At 38.0% G+C, this 15,708-nt stretch carries 18 protein-coding genes; 6 read left to right on the top strand and 12 right to left on the bottom strand.

Going from position 1 to position 15,708, the window contains the following annotated elements; all coding sequences use genetic code 11:
• Positions 1–11: 11 nt before the first annotated feature.
• On the bottom strand, positions 12–1,808 hold the full coding sequence (locus J2Y40_RS10565; protein ID WP_309998842.1) for a DUF885 domain-containing protein: 1,797 nt from the start codon (positions 1,806–1,808) through the stop codon (positions 12–14).
• 166 nt (positions 1,809–1,974) lie between these two features.
• Between J2Y40_RS10565 and J2Y40_RS10560 the strand changes: the two genes are divergently transcribed.
• From J2Y40_RS10560 to J2Y40_RS10545, 4 genes are all read left to right on the top strand, one after another.
• Positions 1,975–2,436 carry a hypothetical protein gene (locus J2Y40_RS10560; protein ID WP_153396943.1) on the top strand — a complete coding sequence of 154 codons (462 nt, stop codon included), beginning with the start codon at positions 1,975–1,977 and terminating at the stop codon, positions 2,434–2,436.
• Between the two features lie 173 nt (positions 2,437–2,609).
• Positions 2,610–3,314 (top strand): MotA/TolQ/ExbB proton channel family protein, encoded by a 705-nt coding sequence (locus tag J2Y40_RS10555; RefSeq protein ID WP_153396945.1) that lies wholly within the window; start codon positions 2,610–2,612, stop codon positions 3,312–3,314.
• A 9-nt stretch (positions 3,315–3,323) separates the two neighbouring features.
• The gene (locus J2Y40_RS10550) at positions 3,324–3,722 is read left to right on the top strand and encodes a biopolymer transporter ExbD (RefSeq protein WP_153396947.1); all 399 of its coding nucleotides are present in this window, start codon (positions 3,324–3,326) and stop codon (positions 3,720–3,722) included.
• 33 nt (positions 3,723–3,755) lie between these two features.
• Complete coding sequence (locus J2Y40_RS10545) at positions 3,756–4,640, top strand: ferric siderophore ABC transporter substrate-binding protein (protein WP_309998837.1); 885 nt, start codon at positions 3,756–3,758, stop codon at positions 4,638–4,640.
• A gap of 15 nt (positions 4,641–4,655) precedes the next feature.
• Here J2Y40_RS10545 and J2Y40_RS10540 read toward each other — a convergent pair whose 3' ends face one another.
• The 9 genes from J2Y40_RS10540 to J2Y40_RS10500 all read right to left on the bottom strand — a co-directional run bounded on the left by J2Y40_RS10540 (position 4,656) and on the right by J2Y40_RS10500 (position 12,276).
• Complete coding sequence (locus tag J2Y40_RS10540; RefSeq protein ID WP_153396951.1) at positions 4,656–5,048, bottom strand: hypothetical protein; 393 nt, start codon at positions 5,046–5,048, stop codon at positions 4,656–4,658.
• A gap of 110 nt (positions 5,049–5,158) precedes the next feature.
• Complete coding sequence (locus J2Y40_RS10535) at positions 5,159–6,562, bottom strand: nucleoside recognition domain-containing protein (RefSeq protein WP_153396953.1); 1,404 nt, start codon at positions 6,560–6,562, stop codon at positions 5,159–5,161.
• A gap of 204 nt (positions 6,563–6,766) precedes the next feature.
• Positions 6,767–7,276 (bottom strand): DUF6973 domain-containing protein, encoded by a 510-nt coding sequence (locus J2Y40_RS10530; protein ID WP_153396955.1) that lies wholly within the window; start codon positions 7,274–7,276, stop codon positions 6,767–6,769.
• Positions 7,277–7,330: 54 nt separating this feature from the next.
• The gene (gene accD / locus J2Y40_RS10525; protein WP_153396957.1) at positions 7,331–8,185 is read right to left on the bottom strand and encodes an acetyl-CoA carboxylase, carboxyltransferase subunit beta; all 855 of its coding nucleotides are present in this window, start codon (positions 8,183–8,185) and stop codon (positions 7,331–7,333) included.
• Between the two features lie 89 nt (positions 8,186–8,274).
• Positions 8,275–9,345 (bottom strand): class II fructose-bisphosphate aldolase, encoded by a 1,071-nt coding sequence (gene fbaA / locus J2Y40_RS10520; RefSeq protein WP_153396959.1) that lies wholly within the window; start codon positions 9,343–9,345, stop codon positions 8,275–8,277.
• A gap of 69 nt (positions 9,346–9,414) precedes the next feature.
• Entirely contained in the window at positions 9,415–10,281 is an 867-nt protein-coding gene (locus J2Y40_RS10515) for an NAD kinase (RefSeq protein WP_153396960.1), read from the bottom strand.
• Position 10,282: 1 nt separating this feature from the next.
• The gene (locus J2Y40_RS10510) at positions 10,283–10,933 is read right to left on the bottom strand and encodes a CBS domain-containing protein (protein ID WP_153396962.1); all 651 of its coding nucleotides are present in this window, start codon (positions 10,931–10,933) and stop codon (positions 10,283–10,285) included.
• A gap of 187 nt (positions 10,934–11,120) precedes the next feature.
• Entirely contained in the window at positions 11,121–11,651 is a 531-nt protein-coding gene (locus J2Y40_RS10505; protein WP_153396964.1) for an RNA methyltransferase, read from the bottom strand.
• Positions 11,652–11,655: 4 nt separating this feature from the next.
• Entirely contained in the window at positions 11,656–12,276 is a 621-nt protein-coding gene (locus J2Y40_RS10500; protein WP_309998832.1) for a toxin-antitoxin system YwqK family antitoxin, read from the bottom strand.
• Positions 12,277–12,331: 55 nt separating this feature from the next.
• Here J2Y40_RS10500 and J2Y40_RS10495 point away from each other — a divergent pair, with 55 nt between their 5' ends.
• Positions 12,332–12,931 (top strand): hypothetical protein, encoded by a 600-nt coding sequence (locus tag J2Y40_RS10495; protein ID WP_153396968.1) that lies wholly within the window; start codon positions 12,332–12,334, stop codon positions 12,929–12,931.
• Positions 12,932–12,941: 10 nt separating this feature from the next.
• On the opposite strand, the gene J2Y40_RS10490 is transcribed toward J2Y40_RS10495, so the two are convergent.
• Positions 12,942–13,820, bottom strand: coding sequence for a bestrophin family protein (locus tag J2Y40_RS10490; protein ID WP_153396970.1), 879 nt, complete (start codon positions 13,818–13,820; stop codon positions 12,942–12,944).
• 264 nt (positions 13,821–14,084) lie between these two features.
• On the opposite strand from J2Y40_RS10490, the gene J2Y40_RS10485 reads away from it, so the two are divergent.
• Positions 14,085–14,963, top strand: a complete 879-nt coding sequence (locus tag J2Y40_RS10485) for a cupin-like domain-containing protein (protein ID WP_153396972.1) — start codon at positions 14,085–14,087, stop codon at positions 14,961–14,963.
• Between the two features lie 151 nt (positions 14,964–15,114).
• On the opposite strand, the gene J2Y40_RS10480 is transcribed toward J2Y40_RS10485, so the two are convergent.
• Positions 15,115–15,645: a GNAT family N-acetyltransferase gene (locus tag J2Y40_RS10480; protein ID WP_309998827.1), complete on the bottom strand. Its 531-nt coding sequence runs from the start codon at positions 15,643–15,645 to the stop codon at positions 15,115–15,117.
• Positions 15,646–15,708 lie beyond the last annotated feature (63 nt).

Raw genomic sequence — 15,708 nt, 5'->3', positions numbered from 1 at the left:
CTTATTATTTTTTATTTCTGTTTCTTAGCCCAGAGCTTCATTTTTCTGTCTAATACATCCAGCGGAAGGCATCCCTGGCTTAATACTTCATCATGGAAGCTTGCCAGACTGAATTTTGTACCCAGCTCTTTCTGATACTTATCTCTCAGTTCACGGATCTTTAGTGAGCCGATTTTGTAGCCCAGAGCCTGTCCCGGCATTGCCATATATCTTTCCACTTCAGCGGTTGCGCTGGCTTCGTCATAAGAGATATTGCTTAGGAAATATTTGATGGCTTCTTCTCTCGTCATCGTTCCCGTATGGATTCCTGTATCTACAACCAGTCTTACCGCTCTCAGCATCTGATCACTTAAATAGCCCATTTTCTGGTAAGGATCGGTGTATAGACCGAATTCAGGTCCCAGAGTTTCACAATAATGAGCCCAGCCTTCACCGTAAGCTCCAAACCAACCAAATCTCATGAATTTGGGAAGCTTTGTGTTTTCCTGCTGCAGAGAAACCTGATAATGGTGCCCCGGAATAGCTTCATGAAGGAAAAGGGATTCCATTCCTGAAGTTACATTGAATTTTGAAGGATCAGGAAGCGGCATATAAAATATTCCCGGTCTTTTTCCATCCGGAGTTCCCTGGATATATTCTGCACTGGCACTGGCTTCTCTGAATTTCTCGGTCTGTCTGATTTCAAATTTCGTTTTTGGTGTGACACTGAACATGGTTTTCAGCTTCGGCGTAATCTTCGTCAAAATACCGTTGAATCCGTCCAGAACTTCCTTAGACGTTTTATAAGGCATTGCTTTTGGATCTGTTTTTACAAAATTGATGAATTCTTCCAGAGATCCTGTAAATCCTAACTGTTGTTTTACCTTTTCCATTTCAGCACGGAGCATAGCCACCTGCTGTAGCCCGATTTTGTTGATTTCTTCAGGACTTTTCTTGGTGGTAGTCCAGCTTTTTGCATAATACCTGTAAATCTCATTTCCGTTAGGAAGACTGTTATAGCCATCGGTATCCCTCGCTTTCGGAAGATATTCTTTCTCCAGGAAAGTTCCCATTTTGGTATAGGCAGGAATGATCTTTTTGGTGATGATTTCTTTATACTGTGCACTGAACTTATCTTTCTGCTCTTTGGTAAAGTTTTTCGGGAACTTTCTGATCGGTCCGTAGAAAATATTTTTTTCCATATCGGAAGTGGTGATCTCCTCAGCTTTCATTTGAGGAATCATTTTTACCACCAGTTTTTTAGGAAGCACAATCTTATTGCTGATCCCTTCACGGAAATTTTCCGTGGCAGTATTCATCCACTCAGGGAATTTTTCCATTCTTTTCATCCAGTCGCTGTAATCCTTTTCTGTTTTAAATGGCTGGCTTCCTTCACCGCTTCCATAGAGAGGAAAAGTTAGAGGCAGTCCGCCAAACTGTGTAAAAGGAATATATTCAGGATGATAAGCATAAGCTTCGGTTTTATCTTTTAAAGTATAATCCAGCACATCATATACCACTTTATCTTCATCCGAAAGACCTTTATAATCTACACTTTCCAGCTGCTTTTGCACTGAATTATAAAAAGCGATCTCACCAGAGATAAAATCTTTGTCGATGTTGATCGGAAGCTGGTCATTATATCGCAGATCTCCCTGAGAGGTAGCCTCCAGAGGATATAATTTAAGAGCCTGTTCATAATAATTGGCTGCAATAGAGTCCAGATTGGTCGGGGTCACTTTTGTCAGGGGTGAATCTGATTTTTTGCACGAAGCAAGTCCTATCATCAGTCCCAATCCTAAAATGCTTTTTGATAAAATGTTTTTCATTTTCAAAATCTTTAGGAAACAAAAGTAAGTATTATTGCAATATACAGAATAATTGATGAATGATTTAAAAAAATAATTTTCAAAATATTTTCAACTTAAGATCAATTTTTTATCTTTGTCTAAAACGTTTAACAATCATATTATTACAGCTCTTTTTTAAGAAATAATGAAAGGGATTTTAAAAATTTACCATCCGGACGAGACCCTAAAATACAATATCAGAAATACTTATTGTAAAGCGGTATACAGCAACCAGCAGCACTTTCTAGAGGTTGAAGTGATCACGGATGACGGACTGGATCATGTAGACGATGATTCACTGCAGTACAACTTTCCACAGCTTTCACTTGAGGTTTTCGATTTTCCGATTGAATCAGCAGAAATAGAAGGAAAGACCATTATGATCAATGATTCCGAAGAAGACACCTACACTGAGGTAGATCTTTTCGACGATGAAGAAGCCTTTATTTATGATAACGAGCTTCTTTTCGAGAAAAACGAAGAAGGAGAACTTCAGGTCATCTGGAAGGGAACCATTGATGATTTCTATACCGGATCTGATCAGCCGATCCCATTCCGATTAAAATGCGAATTTAAGCAGGACGACATTGAAGTAGACGAAGACTAAGCACTTCAGTTATCCTTATTTTATACCAGATTTCTTTTCAAAAACTCTTTTGGAAAGAAATTTGCTGTTGATGTATTATAACAAATTTAAGTTGTTTTTAAGCATTTTTTAAGAAAGCAATTCATAATATTCCACTACATTTGTCGTTAAAACTTTTATAAAAATTCACATTAATGCTGTTAACGGAACTTACTCAGATTTTATTTGCACAAATTACTGCACCTGCAGTTGCAACAGACGATTTAGAATTTTCATTTTGGAAGATCATGTTCCACGGAGGAGCTTTCGCTAAAATAGTGATGGTAACCGTTTTGGCTCTGGGTGTATTTTCTCTATACCTGTTTTTTGAACGTTTCTTCTTTATTAAAAGGCTAACCTCAAAAACAGATTCCAATTTTATGGATAATATTGAAGATTTTATCAAAGAAGGAAAGATAGAATCTGCAGCTGATTACTGTAAAAGACAGAACTCCCCTGAAGGAAGAATCCTGGAAAAAGGAATTTCGAGATTGGGACGTCCGGTTTCTGATATTGTAAGCGCTATGGAATCTCAGGCGCAGGTAGAAGTGGCCAATATGGAAAAGAATCTTAACCTTCTGGCTGTTGTGCCGAGTATTGCACCAATGCTGGGGCTTTTAGGAACAGTAATCGGGATGATTATTGCTTTCTTCAATCTTTCTCATGCAACCGGTTCTTTCTCACCAAAAACACTATCTGAAGGTATTTATACTGCATTAGGGCAGACGGCGGTAGGTTTGGCTGTAGCAATTCCTGCTAACTTTTTCTACAATATCCTTTTGACAAGAATTGATAAATTTGTATTGAAGGCTCAGAATATGTCAGGTGAATTTTTAGACCTTATCAACAAACCTTTATAATTCTGTTGTATGAAAATTCAGAGAAGAAATAAAGCTAACCCCGAATTCAGCTTGGCAGCGATGACCGATGTGATCTTGCTGATGCTGATATTCTTTATGATCACGTCATCAGCAGCCAATCAGAGTGCTATTGATGTAAAGCTGCCCAAAGCGGGAGCTGTTGAGGATAATATTCCCAATCCTCTTACCGTGAGCATAAAACCGGACGGATCTTATTATGTAGACGATAATCCGGTAACAAAAGACCAGCTGGAGCAGATCATTGTTAGTAAATTAACAGGTCAGACCAATAAATCCTTCACGATAAGAGCTGATGAAAATACGCTTCACAAAGATTTTGTATTTGCAATGGAAATTGCTGAAAAGCATAAATTTAATGTAGCTATTGCAACCGTTAAAGACAAATAATAAAGCCGGAATACCGGCGGAATATATTGTAAAATGAGAAGTTATACTGTAAACAAAAACGAAGAAAACCGCGATCGGATAAAAAGCGCATTGCTTTCTGTTCTGATATGGGCTGCTGTCCTTCTTTTTGTTTTTTTATATAAACTGAAACCCGATCTGGAGCAGCAACCGGAAGTGGTTACCACTATGCTTGTCAACTTTGGGGATAACAGAAACGGTAACGGAATTGAAGAACCTGCCGATCAACCGGGAAGCCTGGCTGCTGCAACAGAAGACGTAACTCCGGAGCCTGTAGAAACGCCTGTTCCTGAGACAAAAACAGTTGTGAAACCAGAGCCTGCACCTGAACCGAAAAAGACAGAGGTTAAGGAGAAGATCATCACCGGAAACAATTCCAAAGTAGCAGTTCCTAAAAAAGAAGAATCTAAGAAGGCTGATAATAAAGCTTCTGCCAGCTCAAGTTCTTCAAAGGCTACTAAAAAAGCAGGGGCTGCAACAGCCAATTCTAAAACAGGAACCGGAGATGGCAAAGGAAATGCAGCTATTGGAAACCTGATCAGAGGAAGAGGAACGAAAGCCGGAAGTCAGGGAACAGGAGAAGGAATAGGTAATGCAGGAGATCCTTTAGGAGGAGACGGAAATGGAGACAGCAAAGTAGGAATAGACCGAAAACTGACGGGCTACATTCCCGGAACAATGGGAAGAGGAGGTGCACAGCCTTCACACAGTTGTACAGCCAGCGGTTCCATTACCATTGCCTACACTGTAGATAAAGCCGGAAATGTAGTGTCTGCGAGAAGAGCAGGAGGAGTTTCAGATCCTTGTGTTTCTTCCACTTCTGTAGCGTGGGTTAAAAAATATGTGAAAGCTGAAAAAGCAAGCACATCTTCCACCGGAACGTATAAAATTACATTCTAAAAATACAAAAGCACTTTATTCAAGTGCTTTTTTTATTTCATTAATTCTGTTGATGACCGGAAGGGCAAAAATGCCGCTGGTCTGAAGATAGAGCTCATAAAACGTTTGGGCCTTATCCAGAAAATCATTGTTCTGATCTTGTTTTCCTTTAAAATAGAAAAGGTTTCCCAGCATTTCGTAGTAGTCTTTGCGATCTCTTTCCTGTCTTTCGTTGACAAGAGCGATCATTTCTTCTTTAGTCATCGAAGAAACCTCAGTAAAACTCATTTTGAAAATATCTCTCATCAGCGTATCGAAATCAAGCTCTTTCTGCATCAGGCTTTCTTCCGGTTTATCCAAAATCAGTTTTTCCAATGCCTGAGTTAACTGGCGGATCAGTCTTAATGTGAATTCTTTATCTGTAATCATGATGTTTTTATTTGTTACTGGTTATGTTCGCCAGTTTAATTGAACGTATTTTATAAAGTTATTTATTTTTCCTCCTAAAAGTTTATATTGTTCCTGTTTTTAATAACTCATCAAGCAAAAAACAGATAAGCCAATGCAATCGATGTAATAACTCCAACCAAATCGGCCAGAAGCATAGCAATTACGGTGTATCTCGTGTTCTTTACAGCTACGGCTCCAAAATATACGGCAATCACATAAAACGTCGTATCTGAGCTTCCCTGAAGCACGGCTGCCAGTTTACCCTGGAAGCTGTCTGCCCCAAAAGTGGCCATAGTATCTACCATCATTCCTCTGGCTCCCGAACCGGATAAAGGTTTGATCAGAGCTGTAGGAAGTCCGTCTACGAATCTTGGATCGAAACCGGCGGTATTCGCTACCCATTTCATTCCGTCGATGATTACATCAAAAACACCGGAAGTTCTGAGTAATGAAATCGCGATCAGCATTCCTACCAGATAAGGGATGATCTTCACACAGGTGGTGAAACCTTCTTTGGCTCCTTCAATAAACGCATCAAAAACATTGATCTTTTTATAAACAGCTCCTAATACGATCGCAAGGAAAATAAACAAAATAAGACCGTTGCTGAGTACTTTACTGAAATCATCCAGTTCATCTTTGCTTAAACGAACCAGATAGAGCACGAGAAGCCCGATTATAGCAGAAATTCCACCTACATAAGCAATCACTATCGGACGAAGAAGGTTGATCTTCTGATACAAGGATACAATAATCATCGCAGCCATTGTTGCGGCAAAAGTAGCGATCATACACGGAAGGAAAATATCTGTCGGGGTTTTGGATCCCATTGATGCTCTGATCGCAATAATGGAAACCGGAATCAGCGTCATTCCGCCCGCATGGAGACACAGAAACATGATCTGTGAATTACTGGCGGTATCTTTATTCGGGTTTAAAGTCTGAAGACTTTCCATCGCTTTAAGGCCGAAAGGAGTTGCAGCGTTGTCCAGACCGAGAAGGTTGGCACTGAAATTCATCAGCATATGCCCGAAAGCCGGATGGTTTTTAGGAATGTCGGGGAATAATTTGGAGAAAAAAGGCTGAATAAAACGGCTTAAAAGGTTAATTCCGCCAGCTTTTTCAGCAATACTCATGAACCCCATGAATAATGTCATAATTCCAATCAATCCAATACAGATCTTTACGGCTGTTTCGGAGGTTCCGATCACACCATCTGCTTCCTGAACGCGGTAAACTTTTACATTTTGTTTTAAAGAATCTGTTTTATAATGAATTCTGCTGTCTGCAAAATCATTTTTTTTCATCAGGCTGTCCTTAACAATAGGAGAGAGGCTGTTCATTGGCTGAGCGGCAATCTGAACCGTATCACCACCTTTTCCCACCACCATATCGTTGAAAATGGTCTTGTAGTGACTGGATGAAATGTATTTTATACTGGCAATGGCAATGGCAATAATAATAAAAGCCGACCAAATTCTGCTGAGAACCATCTGATTGATTTAATTGATTAAACTTATTAAAAATACTTTAAACCGCAAAAGACCCCAGAAGATTTAAAGAGTCATGTTTCTATAAAGTTAATAGGATTCTGTTGAGGAATGCTTTTAAGTTTTTGAAAATCATCTGTTTTAATGTGATACCCGTTAGAGTTTTATAGATTTTTTTGCGTATTCTATGCGTGAAAATAAAGTAATTTACTCTTCCAGGTAGACAAGATGTCCTTCAAAATCATCATCAAGGTTCTTCAGGACTTTGGCCTCATCCATTTTTTTAACTAGGCCATCTATAAAAAAACTTTTTTCAAAAAACTGACGGTGAATTCCCGGAAGGAGTTCCATAAAATAATCCATACCGATTTTGTTGTTATGAAGATCCATTTTGGTTTCTAAAGGCTTATTGGGAAAGAGTTCTTCATGCATATCGGTCATTCTTTTACAGAAATCCAGTGCTTTTTCAGGAGAAGAAACCTTACAGCAGTACATCATGATGAAACAACACCATAGTGCGTGTCTGAAAGAGTTTCCAATTCCGTTATTAGAGGCGGTTTCGGGAAATTTTTTCTGCGCGATGGCAAAAGCCTTTACCGTTGCATGAAAGCTTAGTAAAGCAAAAAGAGGATGAGGAAGGATAAGCGATAAAAGACGCATAATCTTTTTAAAGCTCATACTTCGGATGGTATTAAAAAATATCTTAAAAGTCCTCATAAATAAAAATCTCTCCCCAATTAGAGAGAGATTGTATTGTTTTTGTTACAGATACTATGCTTTTACGGCTAATAAATTAACTGTTTTTGCTACAGTATCCTGAATTTCTGTTCTTTTAACAATGAAGTCTACAAATCCTTTTTCCTGCAGGAATTCAGAGGTCTGGAAGCCTTCCGGAAGGTCTCTTCCGATGGTTTCACGGATTACTCTAGGACCTGCAAAACCGATCAGTGCACCCGGCTCAGCCATAATAATGTCAGCCGTCATGGCGAAAGAAGCGGTAATCCCTCCAAAAGTAGGGTCACACAGATAAGCGATGTATAAAAGTCCGGCTTCTGAAAGCTGGGCCAATTTAGCCTGAACTTTAGCAAGCTGCATCAGGGAATACGTTGCTTCCTGCATTCTCGCTCCTCCGGACTGACAAATGATCATATACGGAAGTTTGTTAGCGATACAATAATCTACCGCCCTTCTGATCTTTTCACCCATTACAGAACCTAAAGATCCTCCAATGAAAGCGAAATCCATACATGAAACCACCATTTCGGTTCCTTTTACGGTTCCTACTGCATTTCGGATAGAGTCAGTAAGCTTTGTTTTGGCTTTTACTTCCTTTAAACGGTCTTTATAAGGCTTTGTATCTTTGAAGTTCAGGATATCAATACTTTCAACATTGGCATCCAGTTCTGTGAACTTACCTTCGTCAAAAAGGATCTCAAAAAATTCTGCACTTCCTATTCTTACATGAAATCCGTCTTCAGGAGAAACGTAATTGTTTCTCTTCAGTTCATCATGTTCCACTATTTTTCCTGATGGAGTCTGGTGCCATAGGCCTTTAGGAACATCCTTTTTTTCATCAGTAGAGGTGGTAATGTTTTTTGCTTTTCTTTTAAACCAGTCGAATGCCATTTTATATTAGTATTAATGTATAAATGTAAAATGTATTAATGTAAACGTGTCCTGATGGATGTTTTTACATTAATACAAATGTACAGTTCTTATTTTAAAGTATTTACGTTATTTAAATCTTCAAACGCTTTTACCAGTCTTGTAGAGAAAGTTTCCTCACCTTTTCTAACCCATACTCTCGGGTCGTAGAATTTCTTGTTAGGTTTTTCTTCTCCTTCAGGGTTTCCGATTTGTGATCTCAGGTAATCGATGTTGTTTACCATATAATCTCTAACCCCTTCTGTATAAGCAAACTGAAGGTCAGTATCAATGTTCATTTTGATCACTCCGTAGTCGATCGCTTCTCTGATTTCTTCTAATGTAGAACCAGAACCTCCGTGGAATACGAAATTGATCGGCTTGTCTGCTGTTCCGAATTTCTCCTGAACATATTTCTGAGAGTTGTCAAGGATTTTTGGTGTAAGAACCACATTTCCTGGCTTGTAAACTCCGTGTACGTTACCAAAAGCAGCAGCGATGGTAAAGTTATCAGAAATCGCTTTTAGTTTTTCGTAAGTATAAGCGATATCTTCCGGCTGTGTGTATAGTTTTGAATTGTCTACGTCTGAATTGTCAACACCGTCTTCTTCACCTCCTGTTACTCCGATCTCTACTTCAAGAGTCATCTGAAGTTTAGCCATTCTTTCAAAATATTGAACTGAAATGTCTAAGTTCTCTTCTAAAGATTCTTCAGAAAGATCAAGCATGTGGGATGAATAAAGAGATTTTCCGGTTTGTTTGAAGAATTCTTCATTAGCATCCATTAGTCCGTCAATCCAAGGTAATAATTTCTTGGCACAGTGGTCTGTATGTAAAATTACAGTTGCTCCGTAAGCTTCTGCTAAAGTGTGAATATGCTTTGCTCCGGCAATTGCTCCTAAGATAGCAGCTTTCTGTCCGTCATTGCTTAATCCTTTCCCTGCGTTGAAGGCAGCGCCTCCGTTTGAAAACTGGATAATAACAGGTGAATTTAATTTTGCTGCAGTTTCCATCGTAGCGTTTACGTTGCTAGAACCAATTACGTTTACTGCAGGCAGTGCAAATTTGTTTTCTTTAGCGTACTGAAAAATGTCGGTAACTAACTGACCTGTGGCAACTCCTGCCGGAAAAATTCTGCTCATGTTTTACTTTTTATTTTTATTATTAGGCGTTTTTAAATTCCTGTAAAGGTAATCATTTTTGAGGAATTACTAATTTCTTTTGTCCCTGCCCCAAAGCAGTTTCTGACGGATCGTTTCGTAGAAGCTTAAATGGTTAGGCTGTACCAGAAGGATCTGGAAATCCGCCTTTTTGATGATAATTTCTTTATCAGTTTCAATATGAATCAGCCTGGAATCCAAAGAAAGGGAATATTGAGGAACTCTGCTTTCTACTTTAAATTTGATCTCCACCCTGTCATTCACAACTAAAGGTCTCACATTCAGATTGTGAGGGGCAATAGGAGTGATGACGAAATTCTCGTTATTCGGGGAAATGATCGGGCCGCCACAGCTTAAAGAATAAGCGGTAGAACCTGTAGGAGTAGAAACAATAACCCCGTCACCCCAGAAAACATTCAGAAACTCATCATTAATATAAGAGTCTACAGTAATCATAGAGGTGGTTTCTTTTCTCGAAACGGTAACGTCATTCAGAGCATATGGGAAAAAATCATCAGATGTTGGTGAAACAACCTGAATAACCGCACGCCGGCTTGTTTTAACATCTCCTTTTAAAATGGCATCCAGCTCTTTGAATGCTTCTTCTTTGGTAAAGCTTGCCAGAAATCCTAATCTCCCGGTATTTACTCCCACAATCGGAATTTCAAGATCTTCAATGAAAGTAAGCGAGTTCACAATGGTTCCGTCGCCTCCGAAAGTAAAAAACAGGTCTACTTTCTTATCCAGAAGATCCTGCTTATTGTTGAAGGTTTCAAATATCTTCGAAAACTGAAGGGCCTCAGCCATTTCATCGTACAGAACAGATTTTACACCTCTGTTTTCAAGCTCAGAAATGAACTTGCTTAAATATAAAAAAGTATCGAGGTCTTTTTTCTGGGAGTATATGGCAGCCTTCATGTTAGATTTCTATAAATTTTTGGAAAAATCCGAACCGGTTTTTAAACAGATCTGATTTTTCATCAGAATAAAATTTTTCAACGATTCTATAATCGTACCGGTCAAAAGTGGAGTCTATCGAGGATAAATTTTCATGGCTGATCTTGATGGTCACATGAATGACTTCATCCGATATAAAACTGATAAATCCACCGTAAAATTTCGAATTATTGCTTTCTACAATATTGGCGATTTCCGTCATCGAATACTTTCTTGCAGGGGTTTCTATCGTAAGGATAGCACCGCTTTCAGAAAACAGGGGATAACGGGACAGGTCCTGAAAAATATCTTCACTGGTAATGTAGCCCTGGTATTTTTCATTTTTGTTGATCACCGGAATAACATTAGCGTTGAAGGTATGGAACAAACGGATGCTGTCCATCAGATTACTATCCTCCAGAATCGTAAATCGTTCAAGCTGGTGTTCAAGATCTTTCAGAACTCCATTGGCTTCATACAGGAAATCTTTGGCGATAGCTCCGTAGAAGTGATGGGATTTTTTGATGAAAACATGAGAATATCCAAAATCTTCTAATGTATCTCTTGCTGATTCAATTGAGTCAGTCAGGCTAAAACACGGAAAGTCCTTTGAGATATAGTCCTTGATAAACATTGTGCTAATTTATAAAAAATTAAATGAAATAATTTCTGAAAACAAAACTTTTTTTCTGGAAAAATAAAAAAAATGAAATTAAAATTTGTTTGTAAAGAAAAAAAAGGTACCTTTGTCGCCTTTCATTTTTACTTTTTATTAGATTTATTTCAAACTGCACTGTCTACTAAGGACATATGCAGTTTTTTTATTTTAGGGCTTTTGCAAATTCCCACATCACGATTCCGCCGCATACGCTTACATTAAGAGAATGTTTGGTTCCCAGCTGAGGAATTTCAAGGAAAGTATCAATATTCGGAAGTGCTTCATCGCTGATTCCTTCCACTTCATTCCCTAAGATCAGGGCATATTTCTTTGATGGGTCGATGCTGAAATCAGTAATCATTCTGCTGTCGGAGGTCTGTTCAATGCCAATAATCTCATATCCCTGGGCTTTATAGTCGCTGATCGCTGTGTTGATGTCACTTTCATGGCCCCAATCTACACTTTCTGTAGCTCCCAGTGCTGCTTTGTGAATCTCACGGTGAGGAGGCTGAGGGGTAATACCACAGAGAATAATTTTTTCAATAAGAAATGCATCCGCTGTTCTGAAAGCCGCACCTACATTGTGCATACTTCTGATGTTGTCTAAGATAATAACGAGTGGAATTTTCTTAACTTTTTTAAACGTTTCCACATCAATTCTGTTAAGTTCTTCCAGTTTTAATTTTTGTACCAATGTTTTATTTTGTAGAGATTAATTGTCCGTCTTTATAGACTTCTGTTTTTTCAATGCTTCCGTCTTCACGGTAATGAATTCTGTTTCCATGGCGTTTGTCGTTGACCAGTTCCGTTTCCCGCTGGAGCTTTCCCGAAGGATAATAAACCTTCCATTTCCCCTGGGCCAGACCTTTTTCATAGAACCCAATCTGTTTTACAGATTTTCCGTCTTCATGATAGAGCTTGCTCTCGCCATCCAGTTTCCCGAATTTATAATTGGAGACTTCATTTATTTTTCCGTTCGGAGAGTAGAAAGTAGCTGTAGAATTATCGTCATAGATGTTTTTTTCACCATTTCTGAAATATTCTTTGGAGGCAAGAACGCCGTTTTGGTCATAATAAGTCCATTCTTTAGACTTATAGCCTTTCTTGTTTTCACCTTTCGCCTTTACTTTTCCGTTCTCATAGTAATATACAGCGTCTCCGTCTATTTTACCTTTTTTCCATTCCACGACCTGCTTTACCTGTCCGTTTTCATAAAAATCTTTGCAGGAACCATCCTGTAAACCGTCTTTAAATCCACAGGGTTTTTGTGCTATAACCCACGTTGAAGTAGAGATCAATAGCAGAAAAATGTATTTCATAGATTTTTTTATTTCAAAAATAGCAAAATAGTTATATTTGATTTAAAATATTAGTATGAAAAAAATATCCGTTTTACTGTTGTTGGTATTGGGTTTTATTTTTATGAAGGCACAAAATACCTATTTTCCGCAGGTTTTTTTTGATAAAAAGATAGCCCGGGATATGCTCAGCTTCGGAAATTCCACCATAGAAGGGGTTGCTTCCACTAAACAAAAAAATAACTGGGGAATCAAACCCGTATTCGGAACAAAACATTATGCTCCCAAAGGAACCGTTGTGATGCTTTTTCCTGTAACACCTTATTTTGAAGAGTTCTATAACATGAGGAAGAAGTATGAAAACAAAAAAACTACGGTTTACATGTCTGAAGAAGCCTTCAAATATAAAATTGAAGCCTTAACGGATGATCACGGACGTTTTAAATTTGAAAAACTGAAACCCGGGAAATATTATCTTGAAACCATCGTTAATTTCACAGCAACAGCCAGCTATCAGGAACAGACGGGAAGAACAGATACCTATAACGGAATGGGAGGGTATATGTATTCTTCACCAATTTATCAGACTTTTTTCTATGGCTACTCAGCCGCCAACAGGGAGAGTAAATTTGTAGAAATAAAACAGGACGGAGAACTCAAAGAAATCAACCTTTAAGGCTGATTCCTTATTTTTTGCTCATGATCTGATGAACATTTTTTTCGATATTCTGAGCTAATGTTTCCATTGGAATATCATTTTCATCATTATTAAAAGGATCTTCAATCTCTTCTGCAATAAGTTCAAGGCTCATCAGCACGTAATATACAAAAACGGTAAGAGGGATCATGAAAAGCCCGATGGTAATTACATAAGCAATAGGAAGCGCAAATACATACAGGATAATGAACTTCTTAATGAAAGAAGAATAAGAGTAAGGAATCGGAGTGTTTTTAATTCTCTCACATCCTCCGCATACTTCCAGAAAGCCGGATAATTGGGTGTCCAGATAAAGCATTTCAATTTCTGAAATTTTACCTTCTTTTTTCAACTGGTTCAGCTTATGGCTTAAAAGGATGATAATTTCACTTGGCCCGTGATTTTTAAGTGATTTTTCAATTTCAGAATAATCTTCATCCAAAGCCAGTCTCGTAGATTCTTTGGAAAGGTGCTTGGCTAAAAAGTGAGGAAAATATTTTAAATATCGTGAAATCTGTTCTGCATCCTGGCGGTTATCCCCAAGAATGGTATTGATCTTTATGGCAAAGTTTCTGGTGTCGTTCACTAATTTTCCCCAAAGTTTTCTCCCTTCCCACCATCGGTCGTAAGCCGTGTTAGTTCTGAAAACGAGTAAAAGAGACAACACAAATCCCAGTAAAGAATGAATCATTCCTACATTGCTGACAGCGGATTTGGACGTCAAATGGAAATATTCAACTTCTAAATACTGAATTCCCCAGGAATATAACCCTACAAGAACCATACTAGGAAACAGAATTTTTAAAGTGTCACTTTTATGTAAGCTGAAAAGGATTTTCAGGAAATGTTTGGTGTTGTAGACTCTCATAAATTTACTTGGTATTACAAATATAATTTTTTTTCATTTTATCTGTTTTCCGTACGAGACATCCTGTTTTAAAAATATTTTGTGTCTTTGGCATAAATTTTTTTTAATGTCTCGGTAAATAATCTTTCAGCTCCCATAAATTCTATAGTTTTCAAGGATAAGAGAAAGTCATTGATGGAAAATGATAACGAATATTAGCTTTAAGTTTCTGCAGATTTTAAAAAAACACTATTTTTATTTCACATTAAATAACAGAAAAATAAAATGATCCTCGAAAATGTAGATGTTGTAAACGATATCAGCAAAGAAGACTTTCAGAACAACTATTTCAGGAAGCAGAAGCCGCTTCTGATTAAAAATTTTGCAAGCCGCTGGGATGCTTTCGATAAATGGAATCTTGCCTATATCCGTGAAAAAGCAGGTGATCAGGAAGTTCCTTTATATGATAATAGACCGGCTGATGCCTCTAAAAGTTCAGACGCTCCGGTAACACATATGAAAATGAAGGAGTATATTGATACTATTAAAAGCAAACCCTCCGACCTTCGTATTTTTTTCTACATTATCACAGACCGCCTGCCGGAACTGCTGAAAAACTTTACTTATCCGGATCTGGGGATGAAGTTTTTTAAAAGGCTTCCCACATTGTTTTTCGGAGGCAGTGAAGCTCACGTTCTGATGCATTATGATGTAGATCTGGGTGATTTTATGCATATTCATTTTGAAGGAAAAAAGAGAATTCTGCTGTTTGATCAAAAGCAGTCTCCTTTCCTGTATAAAGTCCCATTATCTGTTCATACCATTTATGATCTGGATTACGAAAATCCGGATTACGAGAAATTCCCTGCATTGAAATACGCCAAAGGCTATGAAATTTTTATGGAGCACGGAGATGCCCTTTTTATTCCGGGAGCATTCTGGCACTTCAACCGTTATCTTGAACCGGGTTTTTCCCTTTCACTAAGAGCACTTCCCAACAAGCCGAAAGTTTTTGCCAATATGCTGTACCACGTTTTTATCATGCGTTACACAGATAAGATTCTGCGTAAACTGTTTAAGGAAAAGTGGGTGAACTATAAGCAGAAATGGGCCTATGAGAAAAGCTCAGAGGCGTTGGAGAAACATTTAAAAACAGGGAAATAGTTTTTTAGACAGGAAGAAGGAAAAGGGAGGATGGAAGCTCTGATTTGTTCTCAACATTATTTTTGAGCAGCAATAGATTTTAAATATCAGATAGGGAAAATTTGAAGAAAAAGTACTTTTGTTTTTCTGGTTTCAAAAACTTCCCTCTTCCTTACTCATTAATCAATCCGAAAATTTTGGCATCCACAAACTTTCCTTTCTCAAAGAAGAAATCGCGGAGAAAACCTTCTTCTTTAAAGTTAAGAGATTTTAAAAGTTTTTCAGAGGCAATATTGGCAGGATCGATGAAGGCATCTACCCGGTGAAGCTGTAGGGTTTCAAACCCAAAGGTTAAAATAGGAAGAACAGCTTCTTTCATATATGAGTTTCGCCAGAATTTTGGATTCAGCTCATATCCAATCTCAGCTTTATAATGTTCTTTGTGCCAGTTGTGATATCCGCAGGTTCCGATGACTCTCTTTTCAGATTTAAGCTCCAATGCCCAGCGGAATCCCTTTCCCTTCTCGAATTCACCATTGAAATGAGTGATGATATTCTGAGCGTCTTCTATGGTTTTAAAAGGAGCCAGGTCATAATATTCCATTACTTCATCAAGAGAAAAGTATTCAAACAGATCTTCTGCATCATCAGGAGTAAGCTGCCTTAAGATAAGTCTTTCAGTTTCTAATACCGGATAGATCATTATGGTTTATTTTACTGAAAAATACGATAAATATTTTGTTTTGAAGAACATTAGTATCAAACA

The organism is Chryseobacterium sp. 2987, from assembly GCF_031456375.1.
Classification (GTDB): domain Bacteria; phylum Bacteroidota; class Bacteroidia; order Flavobacteriales; family Weeksellaceae; genus Chryseobacterium; species Chryseobacterium vaccae.
The sequence above is the reverse complement of the archived record's forward strand: the minus strand, read 5'-3'. Positions and strand labels throughout refer to the sequence as shown.

What these genes read in the sequence shown, in the direction of transcription:
- J2Y40_RS10515 (WP_153396960.1), bottom strand. Translation starts at nt 10,281, where the DNA reads ATGAAGGCTGCCATATACTCCCAGAAAAAAGACCTCGATACTTTTTTA.
- fbaA (WP_153396959.1), bottom strand. Translation starts at nt 9,345, where the DNA reads ATGAGCAGAATTTTTCCGGCAGGAGTTGCCACAGGTCAGTTAGTTACC.
- J2Y40_RS10495 (WP_153396968.1), top strand. Translation starts at nt 12,332, where the DNA reads ATGAAAAAAATATCCGTTTTACTGTTGTTGGTATTGGGTTTTATTTTT.
- J2Y40_RS10530 (WP_153396955.1), bottom strand. Translation starts at nt 7,276, where the DNA reads ATGAGGACTTTTAAGATATTTTTTAATACCATCCGAAGTATGAGCTTT.
- J2Y40_RS10545 (WP_309998837.1), top strand. Translation starts at nt 3,756, where the DNA reads ATGAGAAGTTATACTGTAAACAAAAACGAAGAAAACCGCGATCGGATA.
- J2Y40_RS10565 (WP_309998842.1), bottom strand. Translation starts at nt 1,808, where the DNA reads ATGAAAAACATTTTATCAAAAAGCATTTTAGGATTGGGACTGATGATA.
- J2Y40_RS10535 (WP_153396953.1), bottom strand. Translation starts at nt 6,562, where the DNA reads ATGGTTCTCAGCAGAATTTGGTCGGCTTTTATTATTATTGCCATTGCC.
- J2Y40_RS10555 (WP_153396945.1), top strand. Translation starts at nt 2,610, where the DNA reads ATGCTGTTAACGGAACTTACTCAGATTTTATTTGCACAAATTACTGCA.
- J2Y40_RS10480 (WP_309998827.1), bottom strand. Translation starts at nt 15,645, where the DNA reads ATGATCTATCCGGTATTAGAAACTGAAAGACTTATCTTAAGGCAGCTT.
- accD (WP_153396957.1), bottom strand. Translation starts at nt 8,185, where the DNA reads ATGGCATTCGACTGGTTTAAAAGAAAAGCAAAAAACATTACCACCTCT.
- J2Y40_RS10550 (WP_153396947.1), top strand. Translation starts at nt 3,324, where the DNA reads ATGAAAATTCAGAGAAGAAATAAAGCTAACCCCGAATTCAGCTTGGCA.
- J2Y40_RS10560 (WP_153396943.1), top strand. Translation starts at nt 1,975, where the DNA reads ATGAAAGGGATTTTAAAAATTTACCATCCGGACGAGACCCTAAAATAC.
- J2Y40_RS10490 (WP_153396970.1), bottom strand. Translation starts at nt 13,820, where the DNA reads ATGAGAGTCTACAACACCAAACATTTCCTGAAAATCCTTTTCAGCTTA.
- J2Y40_RS10510 (WP_153396962.1), bottom strand. Translation starts at nt 10,933, where the DNA reads ATGTTTATCAAGGACTATATCTCAAAGGACTTTCCGTGTTTTAGCCTG.
- J2Y40_RS10540 (WP_153396951.1), bottom strand. Translation starts at nt 5,048, where the DNA reads ATGATTACAGATAAAGAATTCACATTAAGACTGATCCGCCAGTTAACT.
- J2Y40_RS10500 (WP_309998832.1), bottom strand. Translation starts at nt 12,276, where the DNA reads ATGAAATACATTTTTCTGCTATTGATCTCTACTTCAACGTGGGTTATA.
- J2Y40_RS10485 (WP_153396972.1), top strand. Translation starts at nt 14,085, where the DNA reads ATGATCCTCGAAAATGTAGATGTTGTAAACGATATCAGCAAAGAAGAC.